This is a genomic window from Bradyrhizobium sp. CCBAU 53338 (assembly GCF_015291665.1).
Lineage (GTDB): Bacteria > Pseudomonadota > Alphaproteobacteria > Rhizobiales > Xanthobacteraceae > Bradyrhizobium.
In genome coordinates, this window is the sequence record NZ_CP030048.1 from 1,014,815 (window position 1) to 1,038,552 (window position 23,738).

Consider the following 23,738-nt stretch of genomic DNA (forward strand, 5'->3'; position numbering starts at 1 on the left):
GATGGACGCGATCAATCAGCCATTGCTGGCCGTGCGCAGCCTCTCGGTGGCCTTCCACCAGGGCGGCAACACGACGTTGGCGGTCGACAAGGTCTCGTTCCAGATCAGGCGCGGTGAATGTGTGGCGCTGGTCGGCGAATCCGGCTCGGGCAAGTCGGTCAGCGCGCTCTCGATCCTGAAGCTGCTGCCTTATCCGAGCGCGTCGCATCCCTCGGGCAGCATCCGCTTCAAGGGTCAGGAATTGATCGACCGGTCCGAGCGCGAAATGCGGGAGATCCGCGGCAGCGACATCTCCATCATCTTCCAGGAGCCGATGACCTCGCTCAATCCGCTGCACACGATCGAGGCGCAGATCGGCGAGATCATCCAGCTGCACAATCCGACCAGCAATGCGAAGGCGCGCGAGCGGACGCTGGAATTGCTGACGCAGGTCGGCATTCCCGAGCCGGAGACGCGGCTGAAGAGCTATCCGCACCAGCTCTCCGGCGGCCAGCGTCAGCGGGTGATGATCGCGATGGCGCTCGCCAACGAGCCGGATCTGCTGATCGCGGACGAGCCGACCACGGCACTCGACGTCACCGTACAGGCGCAGATTCTGGCGCTGCTCGCCGAGATCCGCGCCCGGCTCGGCATGAGCCTGCTCTTCATCACCCACGATCTCGGCATCGTGCGCCGCATCGCCGACACCGTTTGTGTCATGAAGGGTGGCGAGATCGTCGAGCAGGGGCCGGTCGAGCAGGTCTTCAACACCCCGAAACATCCCTATACGCGCGATCTGCTCGCGGCCGAGCCGAAGCCGGATCCGGCGCCGCCGCAGCCGAACGCGCCGGTAGTGATGGCGGCCGATGACCTGAAGGTGTGGTTTCCGATCAAGCGCGGCCTGATGCGCAAGACGGTCGGTCACATCAAGGCGGTCGACGGCGTCAGCGTTGCCGTGCGCAAGGGCGAGACGCTCGGTGTGGTCGGCGAATCCGGCTCGGGCAAGACCACGCTCGGGCTGGCGCTGCTGCGACTGATCTCGTCGAACGGCCGCATCGTGTTTCTCGGCAAGGACATCCAGGGCCTGCGCTTCAAGGAAATGCGCCCCTTCCGACGCGACATGCAGATCGTGTTCCAGGATCCGTTCGGCTCGCTCAGCCCGCGCATGTCGGTGGCCGACATCATCGCCGAGGGCCTCTCGGTGCATCAGCCGAAGCTGTCGCGCGATGAGCGCGAGGCGCGTGTCGTCAAGGCGCTCGAGGATGTCGGGCTGAAGCCGGATACCCGCTACCGCTATCCGCACGAATTCTCGGGCGGCCAGCGCCAGCGCATATCGATCGCGCGCGCCGTCGTGCTGGAGCCCGATTTCGTCGTGCTGGACGAGCCGACCAGCGCGCTCGACATGCTGTTCCAGGCGCAGATGGTGGAGCTGTTGCGCGAGCTCCAGCGCAAGCGTGATCTCACCTACATGTTCATCTCGCACGATCTGCGCGTCGTCGCCTCGCTCGCCAGCCATCTCATCGTGATGCGCGGCGGCAAGGTCGTCGAGGAAGGCCAGGCCGCCGAGCTCTTCAAGAACCCGAAGACGGATTACACCCGCGCGCTGTTCGCTGCGGCGTTCCGGCTGGAGACGGCGGGCAACGGCGCGGTGGCGACGTAGCTTTTCCGGTCATTCGGGGTCGGCGACTTGTCGGCCGAAGCGCGAAGACTTTCGGCCGTCCCGAAACGATCTCTACCCGATCACCCTGTCCGCCAACAAGAGCACTCGTTCCGGGACGGCCAAATGCAGCGCTTTGGCCGTTTGGAGATTGATCACGAGCTCGAATTTCGTCGGCTGTTCAACCGGCAAGTCCGCTGGATTTGCGCCTTTCAGGATCCGATCCACGTAGTCAGCCGCCAGCACGAATAAAGCCTTGATCTCCGGCCCATAGGCCATCAACCCTCCGCGGTCAGGGTAGCTGGTGATCTGATAGACCGTGGGCATCCCGTATTTGAGCGCGATCGACGGCAATGCCGGGCGGATCGGGTCTGCAAGCACGTAGACGACTTCGCAATCCGCCGCTTGCATGCTGGCGAATGTCTTGTCGAGATCCTCCGGGTTGGGCGCAACGAATCGTTGGGCCGAAACGCCGATGGAATCCGCCGCCCTGGCCGCCGTTTCAAACGCCGCCACGTGTGTCGGATTGTTTGAAGCGAGCACACCGATTTTTCGCACTTTGGGGAAGAGAAGGCGAATGACGTCCAGCATCTTCGCCGTGAGATCAGCGAACATGTTCGCTATGCCCGTGATATTGCCGCCCGGCTTGGCGAAGCTCTTGACGAAGCCGGAGCCGACGGGATCGGTGGACGGCGACATGATGATCGGAATCGTCGAGGTCGCTCGCTGCGCCGCCGCAATCGCAGGCGTCGCTTCAGCAATGATGACGTCTGGCTCGAGCGCAACGACTTCCGCCACCAGATTCGGCAGCAGTGAGTAGCTGCCATTCGCTTCGCGGAATTCTATGATCAGGTCCTTTCCCTCCTGATATCCCTTGGCTTTGAAAGCTTCTCTGAACCACCCGAGAACCCGATCGCCTTTCCCCGAGGTGACCAGTCCGACGCGCCATGGCCGCGATGGATCGGCATTTGTCGCGGCGGCAATAGCAGCCGAAAAGGACATCGTAAGAAAGGTGCGACGCGTTGAAGATCGAGGCACGGCTCCCTCCTGCCAGCGACACTTCCATATCAGCATGGCTCACTGCCGCTCGGGACGATGAGGCTTTCTGCTGCGGTGCATGAGCCCAGGTTGTGGTTCTCTTGCGACGTGGCGGACCAATCTGAAGATGACCGTCCGGAGGACCGGAAGCGAGGGGCACGCTTTCATACTTTAGTTGTCGCTTGCGGTTCCACGAGACGCCGCTGCTCTTCCACGAACCGATGTTATCGGAGGAGAGCCTGGAACTGCTCAAGGGGCCGCGACCGTAACCGTCTCTTCCAGTATTCTGGGCTGACCATCCTGCTGCACGACGATTGCGCTGTAGTATCCGTGGAAAGGCTGGTCGCCGAGCTTCGCCTGCCACGTCCCGGCGTTGAAGAGGAAAGCACCTTCCGAACGCGAAACGAGAATCTTGGCTGAATGGTCATGCAGACCAAGCTTCAACGCTTCCTGGAAACTACCTCGAATGGCGTCGCGTCCCTCGAAAATTCCAGAGGGTGTTACCCGCACGGCATTGTCGGTGAAAGCGGCTGCCATGGCATCGACATCGCCGTGGTTGTAGGCTTCAGAGAAGCGCTTCTGCATCTCGGCGGTGGGGGGAGCCCCGGACTTGTCTTGGGCCGAGACGGTCGCGGGAGCCGCTATCAGTAGGCAAGCGATAGGAAGGATGATCCTGATTACCATAACGCTCCTCCTGAGCAGTTGCTCTTGCCGGGTGGAGAGCAAACTATCGGCAAGTTTCGATCGGCCGCAAGATCGACCGAGGTAAGCTCGCTCGGGCTGAGAGCGGCGGTGCCGGGCTCGCGGCCTGCGGTCCGGGACCAAATTCCTTGATCCAGATCAAATTCAGCGTTTTCCGAGCCTCCCTACTATTGGCGATCATTGGGCAACGAGGGTTCAGCGGGACAATTTGAAGCCACGGTCCGCCGACCGGCCGGGCGACCATTTTTGCACTGTCATCTTCCAAACTGCCAACCGAGCGTGGATTCGGGGTGTCCGGTGCACCGATTTATCGCGAAAGCCAACGTGGATCATTTTATTGGCCTTCTGAACGACAGCGATCTGACGGCTGATAAACGAACGAATATCACGAAGTTGCTGATCGCTGAGCTGGATAAGCTCACGCATGATCTGGAGCACCTGGAGTTTGCCGAGACAAGGGCAGCAGAATGCCGTGACCGGTTGCATCGCATCAGGGACCAACGCAGCGGTCACGCCTTCGGCACAACGGAGCGCGAACAGGCGGAGCGGCTGCTCGTGAGCTGTGAGAATTTGCAGACGGTGCTTGAGGATTTTTGTCATCGATTGCGCGAAAAGGTTCTCTCGCGGAGCATCTAGCAATCGTTTGGCCAAGCGCGTGCGCTCTGCCAAGGCGCGCACAGCGGATATTTGTCGCGTCGCAGCGGAGCGGCAAGATCCGGCCCAGTTAACCCGCCCATGTCCGGGGGCGCATCTCAGGTGGTTGACGATCGGCGAAGCTCTCGGGCTATGCTGGGCCGCAGTTCGGCTAGGTCAATGAAGACATCGGCCTGCCGGCGAAGCTCATCGGCAATCATCGGCGGTTGGCTGGCGATCGTGGACACCACAGTGACGTGGACCCCGCGTCGCTGCACTGCCTCGACGAGCGGACGGAAAGTCCCATTACCGGAAAATAGCACCATTTGGTCGAGACGCTCGGCAAGCTCCATCGCATGCGCGGCAAGTTCGATGTCCATGCTGCCTTTGATTTTACGACGTTCGTTGGCGTCGATGAATTGCCTGGCCGGCTTTGTGACGACCGTGTAGCCATTATAGTCCAACCAGTCGATCAGCGGGCGCATTGACGAGAACTGATCCTGGTCATCGATGATGGTGGTGTAATAATACGCACGTAGGAGTGCCCCGCGGCTCCGAAATTCCTCTAGAAGTCGCTTGTAATCGACATCGAAGCCGAGCGCTTTTGCAGTCGCGAAGAGATTTTCGCCGTCGATAAACAGAGCCATGCTGTTTGCTGTTGTTGATGACATGAGGCGATGCTCTGACCCTGCGGATCGATTGCCGATGCGCATTGCGAAAATCTTAGTGTGAGGCGGGAGCCGCAATTCGCGGCCAATCTGAAAGTTCGGCACCATCCACGACGCATCAGGGCGCGCGCAGTTCGCCACCGCAAGCAATAGCAACACGCTAATGTGTTTTCCGCTTGCGAGTCCAGCCCGCACGGAATTGAGTGCGGCGGGCATTTGGTAATAAGAAAAGCTTAGGTTTTAGTCCTTCAAGTTTCAAACATCAAAGTACGTGACGTTACGTCGCACCAAGAGGCCTGCGGAGAAATCGCTGGCCGTTCGACGATCTGATCACGCGGCGCGCATGCGAGCTTCTGCCTATGGCGGCCCAAAGTGCCTGTCGCTGTCGCGCGGGATCAACAGAACCCCCAATGCGCATACAGCGTATAAGGGGCCCTACCCCGGCTGAATGCGTCAAACTCAGTTACCGATTATTCCCGATAACAAAGTCTGGTACTATAAAAACAATCCGGTGCCGGACTGCCGCCAGCTAAATCACGAGCACGTTTGCGCCTTGTCTTTGGTGGCTCCGAGGAAGTGGATCGTATTCTGATATTTTTTTCAGGAGGGATACATGCCCGCAGTCGTCGTCCAGTATGTTTCAAAGCCAAGGCCCGGCAGCAGTCTCGAGACCATCATGCAGATATCCAAGGAAGCAGCAGCTCTTTGGAGAAAGCATGGAGCTGAAGTGAGCTACTGGTCCGTGGTGGGCGGTGAGATTGGAAATCTCGTTTTTGTCGTTCGGTTCGAGAGCTTCGAGACCTATGGGCGTTGCATGTCCGCAATCGCAGCCGATCCGGCAACCATGGAATGGCAAGCCAAACGACTGAAGGCAGGTCAAGCGGAATGGGTGCGCGCCAATACGGCGTTCGAAATCGAGATCTAGCGTAACCTGGTCAGCGGCTTGGCGCGCTCTTTTCGTGTGCGCTTTGGACTTTTTTCGAGATCGCAGACGTTTTGCGCGACAGGCTGTCCCTTCCATTCAAGTTCGAGGGGGAATGATGCGCGATATCGCGTTTGGGGTGATGAGTGGGCTTGCCTTGTTGGTTGCAACGCCGGTTCTTGCTGGCCCAAAGGAAGACGCCTACGCGATCGTCGAGAAATGGTCGTCTGACTTCAACGCTCTCGATGCGGAGCAGACGGCTTCGAACTACGCACCGGATGCAATCGTCATCGGAACGTTCGGAAAACAACTGACGACAGGTGCCTCGGCGATCACCGGCTATTTCAAGGCTGTTGCTGCGAGCAAGGCGCAAGTGAAGCTTCAGGACTGGTCGGCAATCGAACTGTCACCCGACGCGGTCGCGATTGCCGGCTTTTACGAGTTTTCGGTGCCCAAGGATGGGCAGACGACGACGATCCCCGCCCGATACACCTTCGCGCTTTTCAAACGTGAGGGGGTTTGGAAAATCGGGCATCACCACTCGTCACCTCGGCCGCACTGACGTGCGATGCCTTGTCGGCGAGGCGAGCTAGAGCCGCTTGATCGTGACGACCTCGCTGCCGGCCGCCTTGATCCGCGCGATCGCCGGCGCGATCGGCTCGATCACCGTTGCCATGTGATGCGCGTTGGCGTGAACCATGGTGTTGTCGTCGCGGACGATGGCGACATGGCCCTTCCAGAAGATCAGGTCGCCGCGCAGCAAGCTGCGGCGCTCATCTGGCTCCAGCGCGCGGCCGAGGCCGGCCTGCTGCATGTCGCTGTCGCGCGGGCAGCCGATGCCTGCTGCGGTCAGCGAGACCTGGACGAGGCCGGAGCAATCGATTCCGAGGCTGCTCTTGCCGCCCCAGAGATAGGGCGTGCCGAGGAAGCGCTCGGCGACCGCGACGAAATCAGGCTCGCGATGGTCGAGCGGCGAAAGATGGGCGTTCGGCACGAACGTGCCCTCGCGCGTCACGGCGAAAGGGCCGTCCTCGCGCGCGATCGTCAACTTCGATCCCAGCACCAGCGTGTTATCGGGCGGCAGCTTGATCGAAGGCCCGGGGAAGACGAGCGTGCGAAGCGCGCTGACCTTGTGCGTCGGTGCCGCCGCCGGCTTCATCAGTGCGGCCTCGGGCAGCCAGCCGACATAGCCGTCGCCGCCGAGTTGGCCCCAGGCCCAGCCTTCGCCGTTGCGGTCGTAGATCGTCACGCGTTCGCCGCGCAGCGCTTCCGTCATCAGCATCGCGTTCGAGGACGGCTGCTCGCGAACCGGCGCAATCGGCGCGACCACCTCGAATTCCTCGCCGGTGACGAAGCGATCGGCCTGCACCTTGCCTTCGAGATATTTGGCGGCGAGGTCGCCGCGTGCCGGTGTCAGCCTGATATCATGCATAGCGCTCGCTCAGCACCTTGTAGATGGCGCGGGCGGCCTGGCATTCGCCGCCCTCGGGCCGCGCAGGCTTCGCCGAGGGCGTCCAGCCATAGATGTCGACATGCAGCCAGCTCCTGGCCTGCTCGACGAAGCGTTGCAGGAACAGCGCGCAAGTGATCGAGCCGGCAAAGCCGCCGGACGGTGCGTTGGTGATGGTGGCCGTCTTGGAGTCCAGCCAGGCATCGTAAGGCGGCCACAGCGGCATGCGCCACAACGGATCGTTCTCCTTCACGGCGCAACGCGCGACGTCGGCGGCCAGCGTCTCATCATTGGTGTAAAAGGGCGGTAAATCCGGCCCCAGCGCGACGCGCGCAGCGCCGGTCAGCGTGCCCAGATCGATCAGCAGCTCGGGTTTCTCCTCGTCGGCCAGCGCCAGCGCGTCGGCGAGCACCAGCCGTCCCTCCGCATCGGTATTTCCGATCTCGACCGTGATGCCCTTGCGCGAGGTGAAGATGTCGAGCGGGCGGAAGGCATTGCCGGCAACCGCGTTCTCCACGGCCGGAATCAGCACGCGCAGCCGCACCTTCAGCTTCGCATCCATCACCATGCGCGCCAGCGCCAGCACGTTGGCGGCGCCGCCCATGTCCTTCTTCATGATCAGCATGCCGCTCGACGGCTTCAGGTCGAGCCCGCCGGTGTCGAAGCAGACGCCCTTGCCGACCAGCGTCACCTTGGGATGATCAGGGTCGCCCCAGCCGATGTCGATCAGCCGCGGCGCGCGGCTGGAGGCCATGCCCACCGCATGGATCAGCGGGAAGTTCGTCTCCAGCTCCTCGCCGATGGTGCAGACGCAGCTCGCGCCGAACTCGGTTGCGAGCGCTTGCGCGGCGGCGGCCAATTCCTCCGGTCCCATGTCGTTGGACGGGGTGTTGATGAGATCGCGTGCCAGCATCGCGGCATCGGCCATCCGGTCGATCTCGGCGGCGTCGACGCCTTCAGGCGGCACCAGGCGGACGTCGGGCTTGTCAGCCTTGCGGTAGCGGGCGAAGCGGTAGCATCCCAATGCAAAGGCGAGCGCCGCCAGCCGTATGTCGTGCGGTGCATTGGCAAAGCGATAGGTCCCCGGCGGCAGCAAGCCGGGCAGGGCGCCCGGCCGGAACGGATCACGCGATCTGGCGCCCTCATCCTCGAGGCCGAACAGCACCTGCGCGATCGTACCGTCGGAGGCGGGCAGCGCGAGATAGCCGCCCGGCTTGGCGGTGAAGGCGCTCGCTGTGGCGAACTGGCGTTGTGCCGGCGGAAGTGTCTCGCGTACGCCCTCCCAGCTCGATTTGGTGACGAAGGTGATCGGGGTGGCTGTCGAGGACGTCTCGAAGACGGAAGGCATTGGCGGGTCCGCAAGGTCATTCGGTTGGAGGAGACTTTGCAGAGTTTGGCCGTTGCTGCAATCGGCTTTGCGGTCACCGCCGGCTGAGCAGCTACTCGCAGGCCAGGAGCCATGCTAGGTTCCGGCAGCGGTTGCCGGGCGGGTTGTCACGTGCGCAGAGAACGCCGGCGACCGGAGACGAAGCGTGCTGGGAGGAAACGCAAATGGAATTTGTGTGGAGCATATTCACGTTCCTCGGCCAGGCCGTCGAGGCGGTCCTTGGCTATGTCGAGCATCATCACTGGGTTTTTGCGTTTCTCGCCGGCGGCTACGTCTTCTATCTCCATGACCGTTCGATCCATGCGCGGTTCGACGCGCTCGACAAGCGTATCGACGAAATCCGCAAACGTCTCGCCGTCGAATATTGATTGATCTCCGCGAAAACCGTCCGCGGGACGGCGCTCGTGCGTCATTTGAGAACTCCCGTTCACGGCTGCGCAGCCGCGGGACTTTACTAGCGCTTCGGTTGTGGCATTATTGACCAATATTTCTAGGTTGTTCCGCGCGTCCCTGCGCCGGTCGAGCGCAAGGGCGCCGCTGAATCCCTGACGATGGCGATCCGGGTTGTCACCTGCCTGAACTCTTCGTCGAAGGCATTTCTCTCAATCGTTTGGGCGACGCACCATTCGCAATGAGCGGCGCAAAATGGATAGATCGTTTGTCATTGCGCAGATCTCCGACCTGCATCTGGACGGGTCCGGCCGGCTGCTTGCGACGATCGAGACCCTCACCGCGGCCTTGCGCGAGCGGATGGCGGCCTTCGCTGACGTGGCCGACCGCATTCTGCTGATCACGGGAGATCTCGTGAACGAGCCGACGCCGCGTGCGCTCGACGAGGCGCTCGCGGTCCTCGCCTCCCTCCGGCAGACCGGCCTGTTCACCGACATCCAGGCGGTCGCCGGCAATCACGACGTCAAGCGTCCGGGCCAGCGCAACGGCCGGTACGATGTCTATGACTATCTGCATCTGCCGCGGACTTCGAAGAGCGTCTATTACCGCCAGGCCGGTCTCGATCTGGTGCTGCTCGATTCCAACGGCGCAAGCCTGACGACGCCCGACGGTACCTTCGATGAGCGGGCCTACCATGCGATGGTCGCGCGGTCCGCCCGGCTGAGCGTCGAGCTCGCGGGGACCGCCGGTTCGACCGGACGCGCCGATTATTTCGAGCCCATGGACAATCTGGTGCGCGTGCTGGCGCTGCATCATCATCCGCTGCCGCAGGCGACCGGCGAGGGCAAACGCTTTCTCGGCGTCCCGGACGAGCCGCTGATGTATCTCGCCGCACCCGCGACCTTTCTCGAAGCGGCCACTTCGCTCAACGTCACCATGGTCGTGCACGGACATCGCCATGTCGAGGGGCTCACCCGCTACTCGATTCCCGATCCACGTGCCTCCCGCAGCAGCGGCGAGGAGTTCTGGCGCACGATCTATGTGCTGTCCTGCCCGTCCTCCACCGGGCAGGGCGGCGACGATGCCGGATTCAACATCATCCATTTCGGCCCGGCATCCGAGGCCCGCCGGCTAGAGCATCGATTCACGATCGCCCGCTATTCGCGGCCGCGCAACGATGGTGGCTTCAGGCCGCTCGATTCGAATCTGCCTGGCGGGATCATCAGCCTTGCAGTCGGACGGGATCTGTCCCGCGATCCCGCCATCCAGTCGGCGATCGAGATCGCCTCATGCACGTCGCTGAAGCGGGACCAGGTCTTGCAGCTCGTCCGCCGGTTGCTGTCGCGGCCGGCGTTCTACGATGACAGCGAACAGAGCTGGACGGACGGTCTCTATACCTATCTCGTCACGTCCCACACCTTCGCCGATATCGAGGGCAGGTTCGCAAGGTCGGCGTCGATGGCCGATGTCGCTGTGCTGGCGGAGGTGAGGGCGCTGCTGCGCCAGCTGATCGGGCAATCGGCCGACATGCTCGGCATCGACAGCGCCACGCTCGACGAGCTCCGCGCCGACCGCCTGGTCAATCGTGACGACCTGTCGCGCCGGTGGCCGATGCTGCCGCGCGCGGCCGTCGACGTCGCGGGGAGGGGGCACCAGCGGTTACAGCGGCTGCGCGACCTGGACGATCAGGTGAAGCGGCTCGGCCTCGACCTTGGGCTGGGTGGGCCGATGTCGCCGCAAGGCCGCGGTGACCTGCGTTAACCGGCCATTAGGGTTAACAGTCTATTGCTGACGCGTTCGGCTCGATCAATTGGCCCGAGAGTCAAAGCGTCATGCGTCAACGGTTCCGTCCTGCCCGGCTTCTTGCCTCCGCCTCGCTGATCGCATTGGTGGCCGCCAGCCTCGGCGGCTGCACGGCAATGTCAAAGCTCTCCGACGTCACCGGCTCGATCGGGACGAAGGCGGAAGCCGCACCGGTCGATCCGGTACGCGCGGTCGAGGCCTATGGCGCGCGCTATCGCGCCAATCCCAAGGATCCCGACGCGGCACTGGCCTATGGCCAGGCCCTGCGCGCCAACGGCCAGAACGCCCAGGCGGCGGCCGTGCTCGAACAGGCGACCATCGCCAACGTCGGCAACAAGCCGCTGCTTGCCCAATACGGGCGCGCGCTCGCCGACAACGGCAATTTCCAGCAGGCTTTCGACGTGCTGTCGAAGGCGCACTCGCCCGACAATCCGGACTGGCGCCTGCTCTCGGTGCAGGGCACCTGCCTCGACCAGATGGGCCGTCACGACGAGGCGCGCGCCTATTACGCGAGCGCGCTGAAGATCGCGCCGGGCGATCCCGGCGTGCTGTCCAATCTCGGCCTGTCCTACATGCTGTCGCGCGATCTGCCCAAGGCGGAAGAGACGCTGCGGCAGGCCTACGCTTCGCCGCGTGCGAGCTCGCGCGTGCGGCAGAATCTCGGCCTGGTGGTCGGCCTCCAGGGCCGCTTCGCGGAAGCCGAGTCCATCGTGAAGGCGGACCTGCCGCCGGACGAGGCCGCGGCCAATGTCGCCTATCTCAAGGACATGCTGAACCGCAACGATGGCGCGCGCGGCGCGCCGAAGCGCACGCCGATCGCCTCGCTCAGCCGATCCGGCTGATTCCGCTGCCTTTGGCGGGACGAGGCGAATTTCGCCTGACAGTTCGAAGGTTTGCCGCGATCCAGGTGGCACCGAGCCGGCGCCGGCCGGCTACTGTGCATGGGGTTGTTTTCGCGTTTTTGTTCCGCGTCAGTGCAACTCGGAGATCTTGATGCCGGTCGGTCCGAGAATGACGACGAACAGCACCGGCAGGAAGAACAGGATCATCGGCACCGTCAGCTTCGGCGGCAGTGCGGCGGCCTTCTTCTCGGCTTCGTTCATGCGCATGTCGCGGTTTTCCTGCGCCATCACGCGCAGGGACTGGCCGAGCGGGGTGCCGTAGCGTTCGGCCTGCTGGAGCGCCAGACAGACCGATTTGACGCCCTCGAGCCCGGTGCGCTTCGCCAGGTTTTCATACGCCACCTTGCGGTCCTGCAAGTAAGACAGCTCGGCGGTGGTCAGCGTGAACTCCTCCGACAGCGCGATCGACTGGCCGACGATCTCGGTCGCGACCTTGCGGAACGCCATTTCCACCGACATGCCGGATTCGATACAGATCAGCAGCAGGTCGAGCGCGTCGGGGAAGGCGCGCTTGATCGAGAGCTGGCGCTTGGAGATCGCGTTCTTCAGGAACAGCATCGGCGCCTGCAGGCCGAGATAGGCCGCACCGACGCAGATTCCGATCTTGATCGGCATCGGGCGGTCCATATGGGCGATCAGGAACACGTAGACGACCGAGCCGACGAACAGCACGAGCGGCGCCACCATGCGGGCGAACAGGAAGGTGACGTAGGGCGCCTGGCCGCGGTAGCCGGCCATGATCAGCTTGTCGCGCGCAGCCTCCTGCGCCAGCCATTTGGTGAGGTTGAAGTCCTCGACGACCTTGGAGACGAGTTGCTTGGGCGTCTGGCGCAGCGACACCTTCTCGCTCTTGTTGAGGCGGTCGCGCTCGCGCTGCCGGATCCGCTCGCGCTCGCTCGCCACCGCCTTCATCCGCTTGGCGAGGCCCTCGCCGGCGAACAGCGGTATGACCAGCGTGTAGACGGTGGCACTGGCGGCGATGGCCGCCAGCAGCATGGTCATGAAGTGGGCGTCATGCAGTTTCGTAACGAGGAACTCGACCATATGGCACCGTCAGAAATCGAAGTTGATCATCTTCTTCATCACCATGATGCCGATCGACATCCAGGCGACGCAGCCGACCAGCATGAGCTGTCCGGTGGGATGGGTCCACAGCAGGGAGATGTAGCCGGGCGTCGTGAGATAGACGAGGAACATCACGATCGGCGGCAGCGAGCCGATGATGCCGGCCGAGGCCTTGGCTTCCATCGACATCGCCTGGATCTTTTCCTTCATCTTCTTGCGGTCGCGCAGCACCTTGGAGAGGTTGCCCAGCGCTTCGGAGAGGTTGCCGCCCGATTTCTGCTGGATCGACACCACGATGCCGAAGAAATTGGCTTCCGGGAGCGGCATCCGCTCGTAAAGACGCGAGCAGGCCTCGCCGAGCGGCATGCCGATCGCCTGCGTCTCGATGATGGCCAGGAACTCGCTGCGCAGCGGCTCCGGCGCGTCGGCCGCGACGACCTTGATGGATTCGAACAGCGGCAGGCCGGCCTTGATGCCGCGGACGATGACGTCGACGGCGTCGGGCAGTGCCTTCAGGAATTGGTTCTCGCGGCGCTTCTTCAGGAAGCCCAGCGCCCAGCGCGGCAGGCCGAAGCCGCCGGCGAAGGCAAGACCAGCCGCGCCGAGCAGGCCGCCGCCGCCGAACAGCGCGCCAAAGAAGAACACGCCCGCCACGACGCCGGACACGATCCAGAATTTCTGCGTGGTCCAGTCGAGCCCGGCCTGCGACAGGCGGATGTTGAGCGGGACGCTCTTCTCCTGCGTGCGTCTGGCCTCGAGGTCCTTGAGCGAGCTCTCGACCTGCTCGCGGCGCGACCGCTGGGTTTTCTCAGCCTGGCGGGCGGTCGGCGCTTCGGCGCGCGCGATCGAGGCGCGGCGGCTCTCGGCCTTCCGTTCGCCGGACAGCATCGGATAGAGGAAGACCCAGGCCAAGCCGCCGACGGCAGCGGTGGCGAGGAAGGCGAGGGCAAGGACCTGAATGTTCATGATTGCGCCGACCTGCTCACGTCTTCGGTCCCGTTTCCGCGGCGTCGAGGGCCGCGGCAAGTCGTTTCTCTTCGCCGTAATAGCGGGCGCGTTCCCAGAATTTCGGGCGGCCGATGCCGGTCGAGCGGTGCTTGCCGATGATCTTGCCGTTGGCGTCCTCGCCGACGAGGTCGTAGAGGAAGATGTCCTGGGTGATGATGGTGTCGCCTTCCATGCCCATCACCTCGGTGATGTGGGTGATGCGGCGCGAACCGTCGCGCAGGCGCGCGGCCTGGACGATGACGTCGATCGAGGCGCAGATCATTTCGCGGATGGTGCGCGAGGGTAGGGAGAAGCCGCCCATCGTGATCATGGATTCGCAGCGCGACAGCGCTTCGCGGGGATTGTTGGCGTGCAGCGTTCCCATCGAGCCGTCGTGGCCGGTGTTCATGGCCTGGAGGAGGTCGAAGGCCTCCGGGCCGCGGACTTCGCCGACGATGATGCGCTCGGGGCGCATACGCAGGCAGTTGCGCACCAGTTCGCGCATGGTGACCTGGCCTTCACCCTCGATGTTGGGCGGGCGGGTTTCGAGCCGCACCACGTGGGGCTGCTGGAGCTGAAGCTCGGCGGCGTCCTCGCAGGTGATGACGCGCTCGTCGTGCTCGATATAGTTGGTCAGACAGTTGAGCAGGGTGGTCTTGCCCGAACCGGTACCGCCGGAGATCAGTACGTTGCAGCGAACGCGACCGATGATCTGGAGGATCTCGGCGCCCTCAGGCGAGATCGCGCCGAACTTGACCAGCTGATCCAGCGTCAGCTTGTCCTTCTTGAACTTACGAATGGTGAGCGCCGGGCCGTCGATCGCCAGCGGCGGCACGATGGCGTTGACGCGGGAGCCGTCGGCGAGGCGCGCGTCGCAGATCGGCGAGGATTCGTCGACGCGCCGGCCGACCTGGCTGACGATGCGCTGGCAGATGTTGAGCAGCTGCTGATTGTCGCGGAAGCGGATACCGGTACGCTGGATCTTGCCGCTGACTTCGATGAAGACCGTGCCGGCGCCGTTCACCATGATGTCGGCGATGTCGTCGCGGGCCAGAAGCGGCTCGAGCGGGCCATAGCCGAGCACGTCGTTGCAGATGTCGTCGAGCAGCTCTTCCTGCTCGGCGATCGACATCACGATGTTCTTGATCGCGATGATCTCGTTGACGATGTCGCGGATTTCCTCGCGCGCGGACTCGGAATCGAGCTTGGCGAGCTGGGCGAGGTCGATGGCCTCGATCAGCGCGCCGAAGATGGTTGCCTTGACCTCGTAATAATTGTCCGAGCGGCGGGTTTCCATGGCCGGGGGCGGCCGGGAGGGGGCAAGCGGCGGGGAGGCGACGGTCGGCGGGGGCGGCGCGCGCGACACCGTCGGCGCCGGAGCCGGGGCAGGCTCTGGCGACACGGCGCCGGGCTTGGGAGCCCGAAGGTCGGTGTCTGTTCCGCTACGCTTACCGAACACTTAACAACTCCATGCGGCGGCCTATTTTCCCCGCAACTTCTCAATCAGCGGTGAAAGCAAGGACGACTTTTGTTTCTTCGTCTCGCTGCGCCCGGTCAGGCGCTGGGCGATCTGGAGGAACATCTCGATCGACTTGTGGTTGGCGGAGATCTCCGCGATCATCTGGCCGTTGTTGGCGGCCGCGCCGAAGATCTGCGGCTCGAACGGGATCGAGACGACCGGCTGGCTCTCGATCGCCTTGGCGAATTCGGTGGCGGCGATCTCCGGCCGCTTGGGAACGCCGACCTGGTTCAGGCAGTACAGCGGGGGACGGTCGTTCGGGCGCGAGGCCTTCAGGAGATCGAACAGGTTCTTGGTATTGCGCAGATTGGCCAGATCCGGGGCCGCAACGATCAGGATGTCGTCGGCACCGATCAAGGCGCGCTTGGTCCAGCCCGACCATTGATGCGGAATGTCGAGCACGATGCACGGCATGGTCGAGCGCAGCGTGTCGAACACGGCGTCGAAGGCGTCGGTGCCGAAATCATAGACCCGGTCGAGCGTCGCCGGCGCCGCCAGCAGGCTGAGATGGTCCGTGCATTTCGACAGCAGGCGATCGATGAAGGCGGTGTCGACCCGGTCGGGCGAGAATACCGCGTCCGCGATACCTTGCGGCGGGTCCTGGTTGTAGTCGAGCCCGGCGGTGCCGAAGGCGAGGTCGAGATCGGCGACCACGGCGTCCATCGCGAGGTCCCGCGCGATCGCCCAGGCGACGTTGTGGGAGATGGTGGAAGCGCCGACGCCGCCCTTGGCGCCGACCACCGCGATGATGCGGCCGACTGCCTTGGCTTCCGGCGCCGAGAACAGATTGCAGATCGAGCGCACGACGTCGATCGGGCCGACCGGCGCCAGCACGTAGTCGCTGACGCCGCGGCGCACCAGCTCGCGATAGAGCATGACGTCGTTGATGCGGCCGATCACGACCACGCGAGTGCCGGCGTCGCAAACGGTGGCAAGCTGGTCGAGCCCGGTCAGCAGATCGCTGCGAGCGTCGCTCTCGAGCACGATCACGTTCGGCGTTGGCGCCGAACGATAGGCTTCGATCGCAGCCGCCATGCCGCCCATCTGGATCTTGAGATGAGCCTTGCCGAGGCGGCGGTCCTCGCCGGCCGATTGCACGGCTGCGGCTGTCTCCACGGTTTCGCAGAAGGCCTGGACCGAGACACGCGGCGCGGGCGCAATATGCTCCTCGGCCGGCGGCGGGGCCTCCGGCTGCTCTTCCTGGGTCTGACGCGCGTAGCTGATCATTTGCCGGTGTCGCTTAGTTTGGCCTTTTCGGCCTCGGGATAGGTGGTCGTCGTCGGCGTCCCCTTGCGATATTTCTCGAAGGCGGTGATGCGCCGCGCCGTGTAGGCGGGAGTTTCAGGCCTGGGCTGCTCGAGGTCCGACGGATTGTCGACCATGGCTGCCATGTTGCGCTGATAAGAGCAGCCGAAGTTGTAATATTCCTTGTTCTCGAACCAGCTCTTGTTCTTGATCGATGGGCCGAGGTCCTCGGGCCACAGGCCGCAGGGGCCCGCGACCGCGGCGATCTTCGAATATGTCAGCCGGATCGGCGGCAGGAAGCGCTTGTCTTCCGGCTGGTAGGGGCGCGAGATGATGCCGCGAGGGGGCACGCCCGCCGCCGCCAGCATCGCCTGAATCTCGCGCATGGATTCCGCAACCGGACGCGCATTGGGCGTTCCCGCGGGCACGTCGATATGGATGGCGCCGGTGCCTTCATGCATCCAGGTCGAGGCAAGGCCCATCACGTCGGCGCGCTGGGCTGCGGTCAGGCCGCCGCGGGCGTGGCCGACGAACACGACGATCGAGCGGTTCTGTTCCTCGATCGCGATCGGATGACGCTGCTTGTAGTCGTCGGGAATGGAAGCCGTGGCCACCTCGTCGTGCTGGCAGCCGCCGAGCGCGAGCGCGATACCGACGAGCGCGCCACCGAGGGCGGCGGCGCGGTAGCGGGTTTGGGGTCGTGTTGTGATCATGACTATGTCCCCGTTCCGCGTCAGTCGGTGATGAAGCCGTAGGTGCCGCGGTAGTTCCTTGCCGGTTCGGCCCGGCCCGGCACGCCATAGATGCGGTTGACGTTGCCGATCAGCTGGGCCTGCGGGTCCGCAGGCGCCGCAAAGCCGTCATCCGGCCGCGACAGGTCCTTCGGCGCCGCTGCGCGCACGATGTAAGGCGTCACGATCACGACCAGCTCGGTCGTGTTGTTGACGAAGTCGCGGCTGCGGAACAGCGTGCCGAGAATCGGGAGCTGCATCAGGCCCGGCAATCCGCTGATCGCCTGCTTGGTCTGCTCCTGGATCAGGCCGGCCATCGCCATCGCGCCACCGGAGGGAATTTCCAGCGAGGTCTCGGCGCGGCGGGTCTTGATCGAGGGCACGGTCAGCGAGTTGACCGAGCTCGAGGTCACCGCCTGCGACAGCGTGATCGCGTTGTCGTTGGAGAGCTCCGACACCTCGGTCATCACCCGCAGGCTGATCTTGCCTTCGGTCAGCACGACCGGCGTGAAGTTCAGCGAGATACCGAACTTCTTGAAGCTGATCTGGGTGGTACAAACGTGAGTGGTGGGATCGCAGGCATAGCCCGCCGGCACCGGGAATTCGCCGCCGGCGATGAATGTCGCGGATTCGCCGGAGATCGCGGTCAGGTTCGGCTCGGCCAGCGTGCGCACCACGCCCGCGGTCTCCATCGCGCGCAGGGTCGCCTGCACCGACGGCGTCGCGCCGAACTTGGTGGTCAGATTGTTGCCGTCGACGAGGTTGCGGCCGTAGGCGGTGAAGGGGTTCGAGTTGGTGAAGCTCACCACCGAGGTGCCGTAGTTGAGGTTCGCCGACAGGTCGATACCGAGCTGCTTGACGATGTTGCGCGCGACTTCCGCAACCGTCACCTTCAGCATGACCTGATCGCGGCCTCGGACCACGATCGAGTTCACGACCTTGTCGGCGCCGCCGGCAAGGCGCACCGCAAGATCGTTGGCCTGCTGCGCTTCGACCGGGCTGGCCGCGGTGCCGCTCAGCACGACGCCGTCGCCGATACCGTCGATCTGGATGTCGGAATTGGGCAGGATCTGCTTGAGCGCCGCGCGCACGCCGTTGAGGTCGCGCTTGACCGCGATGTCATAGGCGGCGATCTGCTGGCCGGCGGAATCGAAGAACACGATGTTGGTCTGGCCGACCGAGGCGCCGATGATGTAGGCGCGCTGGGACGAGCGGACCACGGCATTGGCGATCTTGGGATCGGCGACGAGCACGTCCTTGATGTCGCGCGGCAGGTCGATCACGATCGACTTGCCGATGCCGAGCGAGAGGAAGCGGGCGTTCATCTGGCCGTCGGTCGCAACCGGTGCGGCGGGACGGTAATCCGCGGCGATCACGGGCGTCAGCGCGGGATTGAGCGTCAGCGCGAGAGCGGCCGAGAACGACAGGGCTCGGACCATCGAGGTCCGCAGCGTCGTAAGATCTGCCCTGCACTTCATGTCGACTGTCCTCATGGTGCCTTCGACGCCTGGCTTTGAACGCCGTAACGAATGATCGAAACGCCTTCGCGCTTCTGCGCGGAGTCGTCGAGTGTGATCTCGCTCATCTTGACGTCGGCAATGCTGCGCAGCGCCAGCGACAGCGTTCCGGCCTGGCGGCCCGAAGAAAGCGCCTGGGTCTGTGCGGGATTGAGCTCAAGAGTCACGGTCTTGCCGATCACCGAGTTCTGGCCGTCCTTCTCCTTCGGAGCCTGGTCGATGGCCAGCACGCGGACATTCGCCAGGAGGATCTCGGACTTGATGATGTCGGGGGCGCCGGAGCTCTGATCCGGGTTCTTGAGGCGCCGCGTGAGAATCACGTCGACGCGGTCGTTCGGCAGGATGAAGCCGCCGGCGCCGGTCTCCGGCGAGATTTCGGTGGAGATGGCCCGCATGCCGGTCGGCAGGATCGCAGCCATGAAGCCGGAACCATCGGCCTTGACCAGCTTCTGGTCGCGGATCGGCTCACCCTGGATGAAGGGAGCGCGCGCAATCGAGCCGGTGACCTGGGTGGCGCCATCGGGGCGCTCGCTGCGGCGGATGAAAGTGGAGCTGGCGGTCGCGGTCGGCCAGGTCTGCCACTGCACGTCTTCCGGCTTCACGGTCTGGCCGAGGCCGATGTCGTTCTTGGCGACCAGAACGTCGGTGGTGGGGAGCTGCGCGACCGGAGCCGTTGGCGGCGGCGCAGAGTCCGAACTGCTCGCCAGGTACGCGGCGATACCGCCGGCGCAGATGGCGACCGTCAGGACGACTATGCGTGCCCTATTCATACGCTTCACTTTCCACAGAACGCCGCGACGCTGCCGCCGCCGTAATCGGCAGTTGACCAGCTATTCGTCAAAGCATGGTTAATGAGGCGTATCTAAATCGCCTTAACGCCGGGTTTATCCGAGGCGTTTCAGCCCAGTGCGAGGTGAGCGAGGTCGATCGCCTTCACCCATTCGGTCTCGGGGTAGACCAGCAATGCGCCAAGCGCGAGCGCGATGCCGTAGGGAATGCCGGTCTGCTTGTCGTGCAGCCGTGCGAGCCAGGCCTGGCCGGCAAGCCCGTAAGGCAACGGCCATTGCCGGAACTGGAGCAACAGCAGCGTCAATGCTCCGCCGAACAGCGAGGCGTAGAGCAGGAAGTCCATCAATTGGGCGAAGCCGAACCAGAGCGCAACGGATGCCGCGACCTTGGCGTCGCCGCCGCCCATCCAGCCCATCGCAAAGCAGGTGAAGGCCACGACGAGCAGCAGCGCGCCGGCGCCGACATGGCTCAGCACGTCGTAAGGTGCCATGCCACCGGCAAAGGCGAGCACGAAGAAGCCTGCGACCAGCGCCAGCGAGACGCGGTTCGAGATCGTCATGGTGAAGAGATCGCTGGCGGCTGCGAACGCCATCAGGGCCGGGAAGAGCAGAAGGCGCGCGAGGTCGAGGATCATGGCTGCGTCTTGAGGCCTTCAGTCTGTTGCCGGATCGCGGGCGTCGGCGCATGCTATTGGGCAGTGTTAAACAAACCGACAACGGCCGCAGCGGCCTCATGGCCGGTAGCCGGACGCCGGCGATCTCACCACATAGTGGCGATGCGCATCGCGAGCGTGACCATGGCGAGCAGCAGCGCAAGGCAGACCCAATAGGCCGACGCGTCGGTGCGCGCCGTGTCCGCCTCGTTCGCCGCAACCGCGGCATCGGTCCTGTGCTTACGCAACACCACTGGAACTCGCCTACGCCAGAAAAACAAAGGCCCCGGAGGTCCGGGGCTTTTGCCGTCGTTCGTTGGTCGGCTTACTTCAGCGAGGAGCTGATCGAGCCGAACTTGGTGTTCAGCGTGGTGCCGAGGTTGTTGACGACGGTGATGATGGCCAGCGCGATGCCGGCGGCGATCAGACCGTATTCGATGGCGGTGGCGCCGGATTCATCCTTGGCGAAACGCGCAATCAGGTTCTTCATGAACTAACTCCATCTGGTTGAGGTCGCCGTTCGGCGGTGTCTTGACGCACCGACCATGTGAGCCGAGCTCTTTCGGCGGGGTTAATTCGATCGGTCAAACACGCCTCTTGCGCGATGCTTTTGGCCACAGTGAATTTCGCCTTAAGGGGGCTGTCGCAATTCGGTCCAGTTCCGAACTTCGCGTCAACTTCACCCTCCCTTAAATTTCACGGAGTAGGCGTAAGACGGATCAGCAGCCTGGAAGAGAAGCGATTGATGTCGAGCCTGCCCATGCAAGTCGCCCTGATGCTGGGTGAGACGATCGAGAAGGTGATCCCCGTCACTTTCATGCTCGCGGCCGTGTTCACGGTGCTCGAGCACTTCTGGGCCTGCAATCCCGGTCCGTCGTGGTGGCGCAAGCGGGAGATCGTGACCGACGTCTGCTACTGGTTCTTCGTTCCGGTGTTCGCTCGCACCATGCGGATTGGACTGTTGATCGTCACCGCCGGCTTCGTCTTCAACATCCACGATGCCGACGAACTGATCGCCTTCTACGACAACGGCCACGGCCCGCTGTCGCAACTGCCGCTCTGGTTGCAGGGCGTGCTGTTCCTGGTCCTGGCCGACTTCATGCTGTACTGGCTGCACAGGCTGTTTCACGGCGGCGAGTTCTGGAAATACCATGCGATCCATCACTCCTCGGAGGAGATCAGCTGGATCTCGGCGGCCCGCTTCCATCCGGTGAACCTGATGCTCGGCACGATCGGTGTCGACGTGGTGCTGCTGATGGCCGGCATTTCGCCGAACGTGATGATCTGGGTCGGTCCGTTCACGACCTTCCATTCGGCCTTCGTGCACGCCAACCTGAACTGGACCTTCGGGCCGTTCCGTTATGTGCTGGCGACGCCGGTGTTCCACCGCTGGCACCACACCCCGCTTGAAGATGGCGGTGACACCAATTTCGCCGGCACCTTCCCGATCTGGGACGTGCTGTTCGGGACCTTCCGTATGCCGAAGGGCGAACTGCCGCAGGACTATGGCAAGGACGAAGCGACCATGCCGAAGGAATTCCCCGGTCAGCTTGCCTACCCGTTCCGGCACTAGGCGCTCTCGGCGCTGACAAAGCGGCAGTCCGTTAGAACAATAGTCGGCGAATTTGCGGAACGTTCACGAATTACAGGCAGGTTAACCGGGTCGGGCGCCGGCTCCGCTTCCTGATCGATCATGCCGGTTTGTGACGTCCCGGGGTAAGAGTATGTGTAAAGAGTTCCTGCGCCGTCGTGCGCGCATCTGTCTTCTGGCCACGGCTGCCGTGCTGGCTTCGCCGGCCATCGGCCTTGCCGAGCCCACCGTCGATACCATCGCCGTGAATGTCGACCAGGCCAAGCTGGTTCGGCTGCCCGGCAAGGTGGCGACGATCGTGGTCGGCAATCCCTTGATCGCCGACGTCACGCTTCAGCCAGGCGGAATGATCGTCGTAACAGGCAAAGGCTACGGCGCCACCAACTTCATCGCGCTCGATCGCGGCGGCGAGATCCTGGTCGACCGGCAGATCCAGGTCGAAGGCCCGAGCGACCAGCTTGTCACCGTCTATCGCGGGATCGAGCGGGAGTCCTACAGTTGCATGCCGCTCTGCCAGCGTCGCGTCACGCTCGGCGACAGCGATCAATACTTCAACAACACGATGAGCCAGGCCGGTTCGCTGAACAGCAACGCCAGCGGCACCGCGGCCGCGCCGGCTGCGAAGACGAACTAGCAAAACAAAGGCGTCTGGACCGGCGACCGGCGGGACCTCCGGTCTCGCGCCGTCACTGCTGCCTGGGTCCCACCTTGCGATGGCGGCGGCGTGGTTAACCCGCTCTTAACGACGCGGCCCGGCCGGTGCGGATTGCCTGAAACACTTAAACAATCAGTTTCCGGTACTGGTCAGGGCAATGATCGCCGCCGCTGGGGAATTTGACGCGATGCCATCGCCTGCACCTTCGAGGTTCACGCTCCGGACTGCAATGCGCAGATTTCGCAGCAATCGCCGCGGATCGGCGGCGGTCGAATTCGCGCTGATCGCACCGATCTTCTTCGCACTGCTGTTTGCCATCATCGAGACGGCGCTGGTGTTCTTCTCGGGCCAGGTGCTCGAGACCATCACGCAGAATTCCGCGCGCGTGGTGCTGACCGGCCAGGCGCAGTCGGGTTCAGTGAGCGCCTGCGCGGTGGGCGGCGTCGCCACGGCCTGCACGCAAGCGACGTTCAAGAGCTACGTCTGCAGCCAGATCCCTGCGCTGTTCGATTGCAACAGCCTGTACGTCGACGTCACCAGCTTCTCGTCCTTCTCGGCCGTGACGTTGCCTACCCATCTCGATGCGGCCTGCAACTTCGACACCAACATGAACTACAGCGCGGGCAATGCCGGCGACATCGTGGTGGTCCGGCTGTTCTATCAGTGGCCACTGTTCGTCACCGGGCTCGGCTACAACATCGGCTGCGGCAGCACCAGCAAGCGGCTGCTGGTGGCCACGGCCGCATTCAAGAACGAGCCTTATTGAGACCAACGGACCGGGTAGAGCGATGCGGATGATTGCGAAATTCTGGCGGGCGGCCCGTTTCTCCGCGTATGAGTTCCTGGCCGATGGCAGGGGTCTTGCGGCCACCGAATTCGCGGTGATCGTGCCGCTGATGCTGGTGATGTTCTTCGGCACGGTCGAATTCTCGTCGGCCGTGGCAATCGATCGCAAGGTGACGCTGATGGCCCGCACGCTGTCGGACCTGACCTCGCAGTCGACGTCGGTCGCCGATACCGACATGACCAATTTCTTCGCGGCCTCGACCGCGATCATGACGCCGTATTCCGCGACGCCGGTGCTGGCGACGATCACCGAGCTCTACGTGGATTCGACACAGACGGCGCATGTTCAGTGGAGCAAGGGGTCGGCGCCGCGGACCCAGAAGTCGACGGTCTCGATTCCCACGACGCTCGCGATCGCCGGCACCTATCTGATCTTCAGCGAAGTCAGCTACAACTACACGCCCTCGGTCGGCTACGTGCTCAAGAACTCGATCACGCTCAGCGACGTCGCCTATACCCGCCCGCGCCAATCGTCCTGCGTGTATTACAGCCCGGCCACGGCCTGCACGACCTATTGAGCGCATCCGCTCGCCCGACATGAAAAAGGCCGTGCATTCGCACGGCCTTTTCCTTTGTTCAGTGCGCTCGCGCTGACCCGTCCGTGCGCCCT

General features: G+C 63.6%; 26 protein-coding genes. 11 read left to right on the plus strand and 15 right to left on the minus strand.

Features of this window, described 5'->3' with window-relative positions; genetic code table 11:
• Position 1: 1 nt before the first annotated feature.
• Positions 2 to 1,639, plus strand: a complete 1,638-nt coding sequence (locus XH90_RS04885; protein WP_194479476.1) for an ABC transporter ATP-binding protein — start codon at positions 2 to 4, stop codon at positions 1,637 to 1,639.
• Positions 1,640 to 1,711: 72 nt separating this feature from the next.
• Here the strand turns inward: XH90_RS04885 and XH90_RS04890 are convergent, their stop codons facing one another.
• Together XH90_RS04890 and XH90_RS04895 are read right to left on the minus strand one after the other, a co-directional pair.
• A complete protein-coding gene (locus XH90_RS04890) occupies positions 1,712 to 2,710 on the minus strand; it encodes an ABC transporter substrate-binding protein (protein ID WP_194479477.1) in 999 nt (332 codons plus the stop codon).
• Positions 2,711 to 2,923: 213 nt separating this feature from the next.
• On the minus strand, positions 2,924 to 3,358 hold the full coding sequence (locus tag XH90_RS04895) for a nuclear transport factor 2 family protein (protein WP_194479478.1): 435 nt from the start codon (positions 3,356 to 3,358) through the stop codon (positions 2,924 to 2,926).
• A 342-nt stretch (positions 3,359 to 3,700) separates the two neighbouring features.
• On the opposite strand from XH90_RS04895, the gene XH90_RS04900 reads away from it, so the two are divergent.
• Positions 3,701 to 4,012 (plus strand): hypothetical protein, encoded by a 312-nt coding sequence (locus XH90_RS04900; protein WP_246755695.1) that lies wholly within the window; start codon positions 3,701 to 3,703, stop codon positions 4,010 to 4,012.
• Positions 4,013 to 4,128: 116 nt separating this feature from the next.
• Here XH90_RS04900 and XH90_RS04905 read toward each other — a convergent pair whose 3' ends face one another.
• Positions 4,129 to 4,680 carry an NYN domain-containing protein gene (locus tag XH90_RS04905; protein ID WP_194482592.1) on the minus strand — a complete coding sequence of 184 codons (552 nt, stop codon included), beginning with the start codon at positions 4,678 to 4,680 and terminating at the stop codon, positions 4,129 to 4,131.
• Positions 4,681 to 5,290: 610 nt separating this feature from the next.
• On the opposite strand from XH90_RS04905, the gene XH90_RS04910 reads away from it, so the two are divergent.
• Both XH90_RS04910 and XH90_RS04915 read left to right on the plus strand, forming a co-directional pair.
• Positions 5,291 to 5,602, plus strand: a complete 312-nt coding sequence (locus XH90_RS04910; protein WP_194479480.1) for an NIPSNAP family protein — start codon at positions 5,291 to 5,293, stop codon at positions 5,600 to 5,602.
• Positions 5,603 to 5,714: 112 nt separating this feature from the next.
• Positions 5,715 to 6,161, plus strand: coding sequence for an SgcJ/EcaC family oxidoreductase (locus XH90_RS04915; RefSeq protein ID WP_194479481.1), 447 nt, complete (start codon positions 5,715 to 5,717; stop codon positions 6,159 to 6,161).
• A gap of 27 nt (positions 6,162 to 6,188) precedes the next feature.
• Here XH90_RS04915 and XH90_RS04920 read toward each other — a convergent pair whose 3' ends face one another.
• The gene (locus XH90_RS04920; RefSeq protein ID WP_194479482.1) at positions 6,189 to 7,031 is read right to left on the minus strand and encodes a C40 family peptidase; all 843 of its coding nucleotides are present in this window, start codon (positions 7,029 to 7,031) and stop codon (positions 6,189 to 6,191) included.
• Entirely contained in the window at positions 7,024 to 8,397 is a 1,374-nt protein-coding gene (locus tag XH90_RS04925; RefSeq protein WP_194479483.1) for a M17 family metallopeptidase, read from the minus strand. Before XH90_RS04925 ends, XH90_RS04920 begins: the two co-directional genes overlap by 8 nt.
• A 203-nt stretch (positions 8,398 to 8,600) precedes the next feature.
• Between XH90_RS04925 and XH90_RS04930 the strand changes: the two genes are divergently transcribed.
• The 3 genes from XH90_RS04930 to XH90_RS04940 all read left to right on the plus strand — a co-directional run bounded on the left by XH90_RS04930 (position 8,601) and on the right by XH90_RS04940 (position 11,471).
• Entirely contained in the window at positions 8,601 to 8,804 is a 204-nt protein-coding gene (locus tag XH90_RS04930; protein ID WP_194479484.1) for a hypothetical protein, read from the plus strand.
• Between the two features lie 277 nt (positions 8,805 to 9,081).
• Positions 9,082 to 10,587 (plus strand): metallophosphoesterase, encoded by a 1,506-nt coding sequence (locus XH90_RS04935; RefSeq protein WP_194479485.1) that lies wholly within the window; start codon positions 9,082 to 9,084, stop codon positions 10,585 to 10,587.
• Between the two features lie 71 nt (positions 10,588 to 10,658).
• Positions 10,659 to 11,471, plus strand: coding sequence for a tetratricopeptide repeat protein (locus tag XH90_RS04940; RefSeq protein ID WP_194479486.1), 813 nt, complete (start codon positions 10,659 to 10,661; stop codon positions 11,469 to 11,471).
• Between the two features lie 129 nt (positions 11,472 to 11,600).
• Here XH90_RS04940 and XH90_RS04945 read toward each other — a convergent pair whose 3' ends face one another.
• The 10 genes from XH90_RS04945 to XH90_RS04990 all read right to left on the minus strand — a co-directional run bounded on the left by XH90_RS04945 (position 11,601) and on the right by XH90_RS04990 (position 20,526).
• On the minus strand, positions 11,601 to 12,575 hold the full coding sequence (locus XH90_RS04945; protein ID WP_194479487.1) for a type II secretion system F family protein: 975 nt from the start codon (positions 12,573 to 12,575) through the stop codon (positions 11,601 to 11,603).
• A 9-nt stretch (positions 12,576 to 12,584) separates the two neighbouring features.
• A complete protein-coding gene (locus XH90_RS04950; RefSeq protein ID WP_194479488.1) occupies positions 12,585 to 13,562 on the minus strand; it encodes a type II secretion system F family protein in 978 nt (325 codons plus the stop codon).
• A 16-nt stretch (positions 13,563 to 13,578) separates the two neighbouring features.
• Positions 13,579 to 15,042, minus strand: a complete 1,464-nt coding sequence (locus tag XH90_RS04955; RefSeq protein ID WP_194479489.1) for a CpaF family protein — start codon at positions 15,040 to 15,042, stop codon at positions 13,579 to 13,581.
• Between the two features lie 21 nt (positions 15,043 to 15,063).
• Positions 15,064 to 16,329, minus strand: coding sequence for an AAA family ATPase (locus XH90_RS04960; protein WP_194479490.1), 1,266 nt, complete (start codon positions 16,327 to 16,329; stop codon positions 15,064 to 15,066).
• Complete coding sequence (locus XH90_RS04965; protein ID WP_194479491.1) at positions 16,326 to 17,060, minus strand: CpaD family pilus assembly protein; 735 nt, start codon at positions 17,058 to 17,060, stop codon at positions 16,326 to 16,328. The genes XH90_RS04960 and XH90_RS04965 overlap by 4 nt, the downstream gene beginning before the upstream one ends.
• A 20-nt stretch (positions 17,061 to 17,080) precedes the next feature.
• Entirely contained in the window at positions 17,081 to 18,556 is a 1,476-nt protein-coding gene (locus tag XH90_RS04970) for a type II and III secretion system protein family protein (protein WP_194479492.1), read from the minus strand.
• A gap of 11 nt (positions 18,557 to 18,567) precedes the next feature.
• Positions 18,568 to 19,365, minus strand: a complete 798-nt coding sequence (gene cpaB, locus XH90_RS04975) for a Flp pilus assembly protein CpaB (RefSeq protein WP_194479493.1) — start codon at positions 19,363 to 19,365, stop codon at positions 18,568 to 18,570.
• A 128-nt stretch (positions 19,366 to 19,493) separates the two neighbouring features.
• Positions 19,494 to 20,018 (minus strand): prepilin peptidase, encoded by a 525-nt coding sequence (locus XH90_RS04980; RefSeq protein ID WP_194479494.1) that lies wholly within the window; start codon positions 20,016 to 20,018, stop codon positions 19,494 to 19,496.
• A 125-nt stretch (positions 20,019 to 20,143) separates the two neighbouring features.
• The gene (locus XH90_RS04985) at positions 20,144 to 20,287 is read right to left on the minus strand and encodes a hypothetical protein (RefSeq protein WP_194482914.1); all 144 of its coding nucleotides are present in this window, start codon (positions 20,285 to 20,287) and stop codon (positions 20,144 to 20,146) included.
• A 74-nt stretch (positions 20,288 to 20,361) separates the two neighbouring features.
• Positions 20,362 to 20,526, minus strand: a complete 165-nt coding sequence (locus XH90_RS04990) for a Flp family type IVb pilin (protein ID WP_079851750.1) — start codon at positions 20,524 to 20,526, stop codon at positions 20,362 to 20,364.
• Between the two features lie 255 nt (positions 20,527 to 20,781).
• On the opposite strand from XH90_RS04990, the gene XH90_RS04995 reads away from it, so the two are divergent.
• The 4 genes from XH90_RS04995 (at position 20,782) to XH90_RS05010 (ending at position 23,646) form a co-directional block, all read left to right on the plus strand.
• Complete coding sequence (locus XH90_RS04995; RefSeq protein ID WP_194479495.1) at positions 20,782 to 21,609, plus strand: sterol desaturase family protein; 828 nt, start codon at positions 20,782 to 20,784, stop codon at positions 21,607 to 21,609.
• Between the two features lie 151 nt (positions 21,610 to 21,760).
• Positions 21,761 to 22,261 carry a pilus assembly protein N-terminal domain-containing protein gene (locus XH90_RS05000; protein ID WP_194479496.1) on the plus strand — a complete coding sequence of 167 codons (501 nt, stop codon included), beginning with the start codon at positions 21,761 to 21,763 and terminating at the stop codon, positions 22,259 to 22,261.
• A gap of 208 nt (positions 22,262 to 22,469) precedes the next feature.
• Complete coding sequence (locus XH90_RS05005; protein WP_194479497.1) at positions 22,470 to 23,048, plus strand: TadE/TadG family type IV pilus assembly protein; 579 nt, start codon at positions 22,470 to 22,472, stop codon at positions 23,046 to 23,048.
• Between the two features lie 22 nt (positions 23,049 to 23,070).
• Positions 23,071 to 23,646, plus strand: coding sequence for a TadE/TadG family type IV pilus assembly protein (locus XH90_RS05010; protein ID WP_194479498.1), 576 nt, complete (start codon positions 23,071 to 23,073; stop codon positions 23,644 to 23,646).
• Positions 23,647 to 23,738: the final 92 nt, after the last annotated feature.

What these genes read in the sequence shown, in the direction of transcription:
- XH90_RS04960 (WP_194479490.1), bottom strand. Translation starts at nt 16,329, where the DNA reads ATGATCAGCTACGCGCGTCAGACCCAGGAAGAGCAGCCGGAGGCCCCG.
- XH90_RS04890 (WP_194479477.1), bottom strand. Translation starts at nt 2,710, where the DNA reads ATGCTGATATGGAAGTGTCGCTGGCAGGAGGGAGCCGTGCCTCGATCT.
- XH90_RS05010 (WP_194479498.1), top strand. Translation starts at nt 23,071, where the DNA reads ATGCGGATGATTGCGAAATTCTGGCGGGCGGCCCGTTTCTCCGCGTAT.
- XH90_RS04915 (WP_194479481.1), top strand. Translation starts at nt 5,715, where the DNA reads ATGATGCGCGATATCGCGTTTGGGGTGATGAGTGGGCTTGCCTTGTTG.
- XH90_RS04965 (WP_194479491.1), bottom strand. Translation starts at nt 17,060, where the DNA reads ATGATCACAACACGACCCCAAACCCGCTACCGCGCCGCCGCCCTCGGT.
- XH90_RS04895 (WP_194479478.1), bottom strand. Translation starts at nt 3,358, where the DNA reads ATGGTAATCAGGATCATCCTTCCTATCGCTTGCCTACTGATAGCGGCT.
- XH90_RS05005 (WP_194479497.1), top strand. Translation starts at nt 22,470, where the DNA reads ATGCCATCGCCTGCACCTTCGAGGTTCACGCTCCGGACTGCAATGCGC.
- XH90_RS04935 (WP_194479485.1), top strand. Translation starts at nt 9,082, where the DNA reads ATGGATAGATCGTTTGTCATTGCGCAGATCTCCGACCTGCATCTGGAC.
- XH90_RS04885 (WP_194479476.1), top strand. Translation starts at nt 2, where the DNA reads ATGGACGCGATCAATCAGCCATTGCTGGCCGTGCGCAGCCTCTCGGTG.
- XH90_RS04940 (WP_194479486.1), top strand. Translation starts at nt 10,659, where the DNA reads ATGCGTCAACGGTTCCGTCCTGCCCGGCTTCTTGCCTCCGCCTCGCTG.
- cpaB (WP_194479493.1), bottom strand. Translation starts at nt 19,365, where the DNA reads ATGAATAGGGCACGCATAGTCGTCCTGACGGTCGCCATCTGCGCCGGC.
- XH90_RS04920 (WP_194479482.1), bottom strand. Translation starts at nt 7,031, where the DNA reads ATGCATGATATCAGGCTGACACCGGCACGCGGCGACCTCGCCGCCAAA.
- XH90_RS04990 (WP_079851750.1), bottom strand. Translation starts at nt 20,526, where the DNA reads ATGAAGAACCTGATTGCGCGTTTCGCCAAGGATGAATCCGGCGCCACC.
- XH90_RS04910 (WP_194479480.1), top strand. Translation starts at nt 5,291, where the DNA reads ATGCCCGCAGTCGTCGTCCAGTATGTTTCAAAGCCAAGGCCCGGCAGC.
- XH90_RS04950 (WP_194479488.1), bottom strand. Translation starts at nt 13,562, where the DNA reads ATGAACATTCAGGTCCTTGCCCTCGCCTTCCTCGCCACCGCTGCCGTC.
- XH90_RS04995 (WP_194479495.1), top strand. Translation starts at nt 20,782, where the DNA reads ATGTCGAGCCTGCCCATGCAAGTCGCCCTGATGCTGGGTGAGACGATC.
- XH90_RS04945 (WP_194479487.1), bottom strand. Translation starts at nt 12,575, where the DNA reads ATGGTCGAGTTCCTCGTTACGAAACTGCATGACGCCCACTTCATGACC.
- XH90_RS04905 (WP_194482592.1), bottom strand. Translation starts at nt 4,680, where the DNA reads ATGTCATCAACAACAGCAAACAGCATGGCTCTGTTTATCGACGGCGAA.
- XH90_RS04925 (WP_194479483.1), bottom strand. Translation starts at nt 8,397, where the DNA reads ATGCCTTCCGTCTTCGAGACGTCCTCGACAGCCACCCCGATCACCTTC.
- XH90_RS04980 (WP_194479494.1), bottom strand. Translation starts at nt 20,018, where the DNA reads ATGATCCTCGACCTCGCGCGCCTTCTGCTCTTCCCGGCCCTGATGGCG.
- XH90_RS05000 (WP_194479496.1), top strand. Translation starts at nt 21,761, where the DNA reads ATGTGTAAAGAGTTCCTGCGCCGTCGTGCGCGCATCTGTCTTCTGGCC.
- XH90_RS04970 (WP_194479492.1), bottom strand. Translation starts at nt 18,556, where the DNA reads ATGAAGTGCAGGGCAGATCTTACGACGCTGCGGACCTCGATGGTCCGA.
- XH90_RS04930 (WP_194479484.1), top strand. Translation starts at nt 8,601, where the DNA reads ATGGAATTTGTGTGGAGCATATTCACGTTCCTCGGCCAGGCCGTCGAG.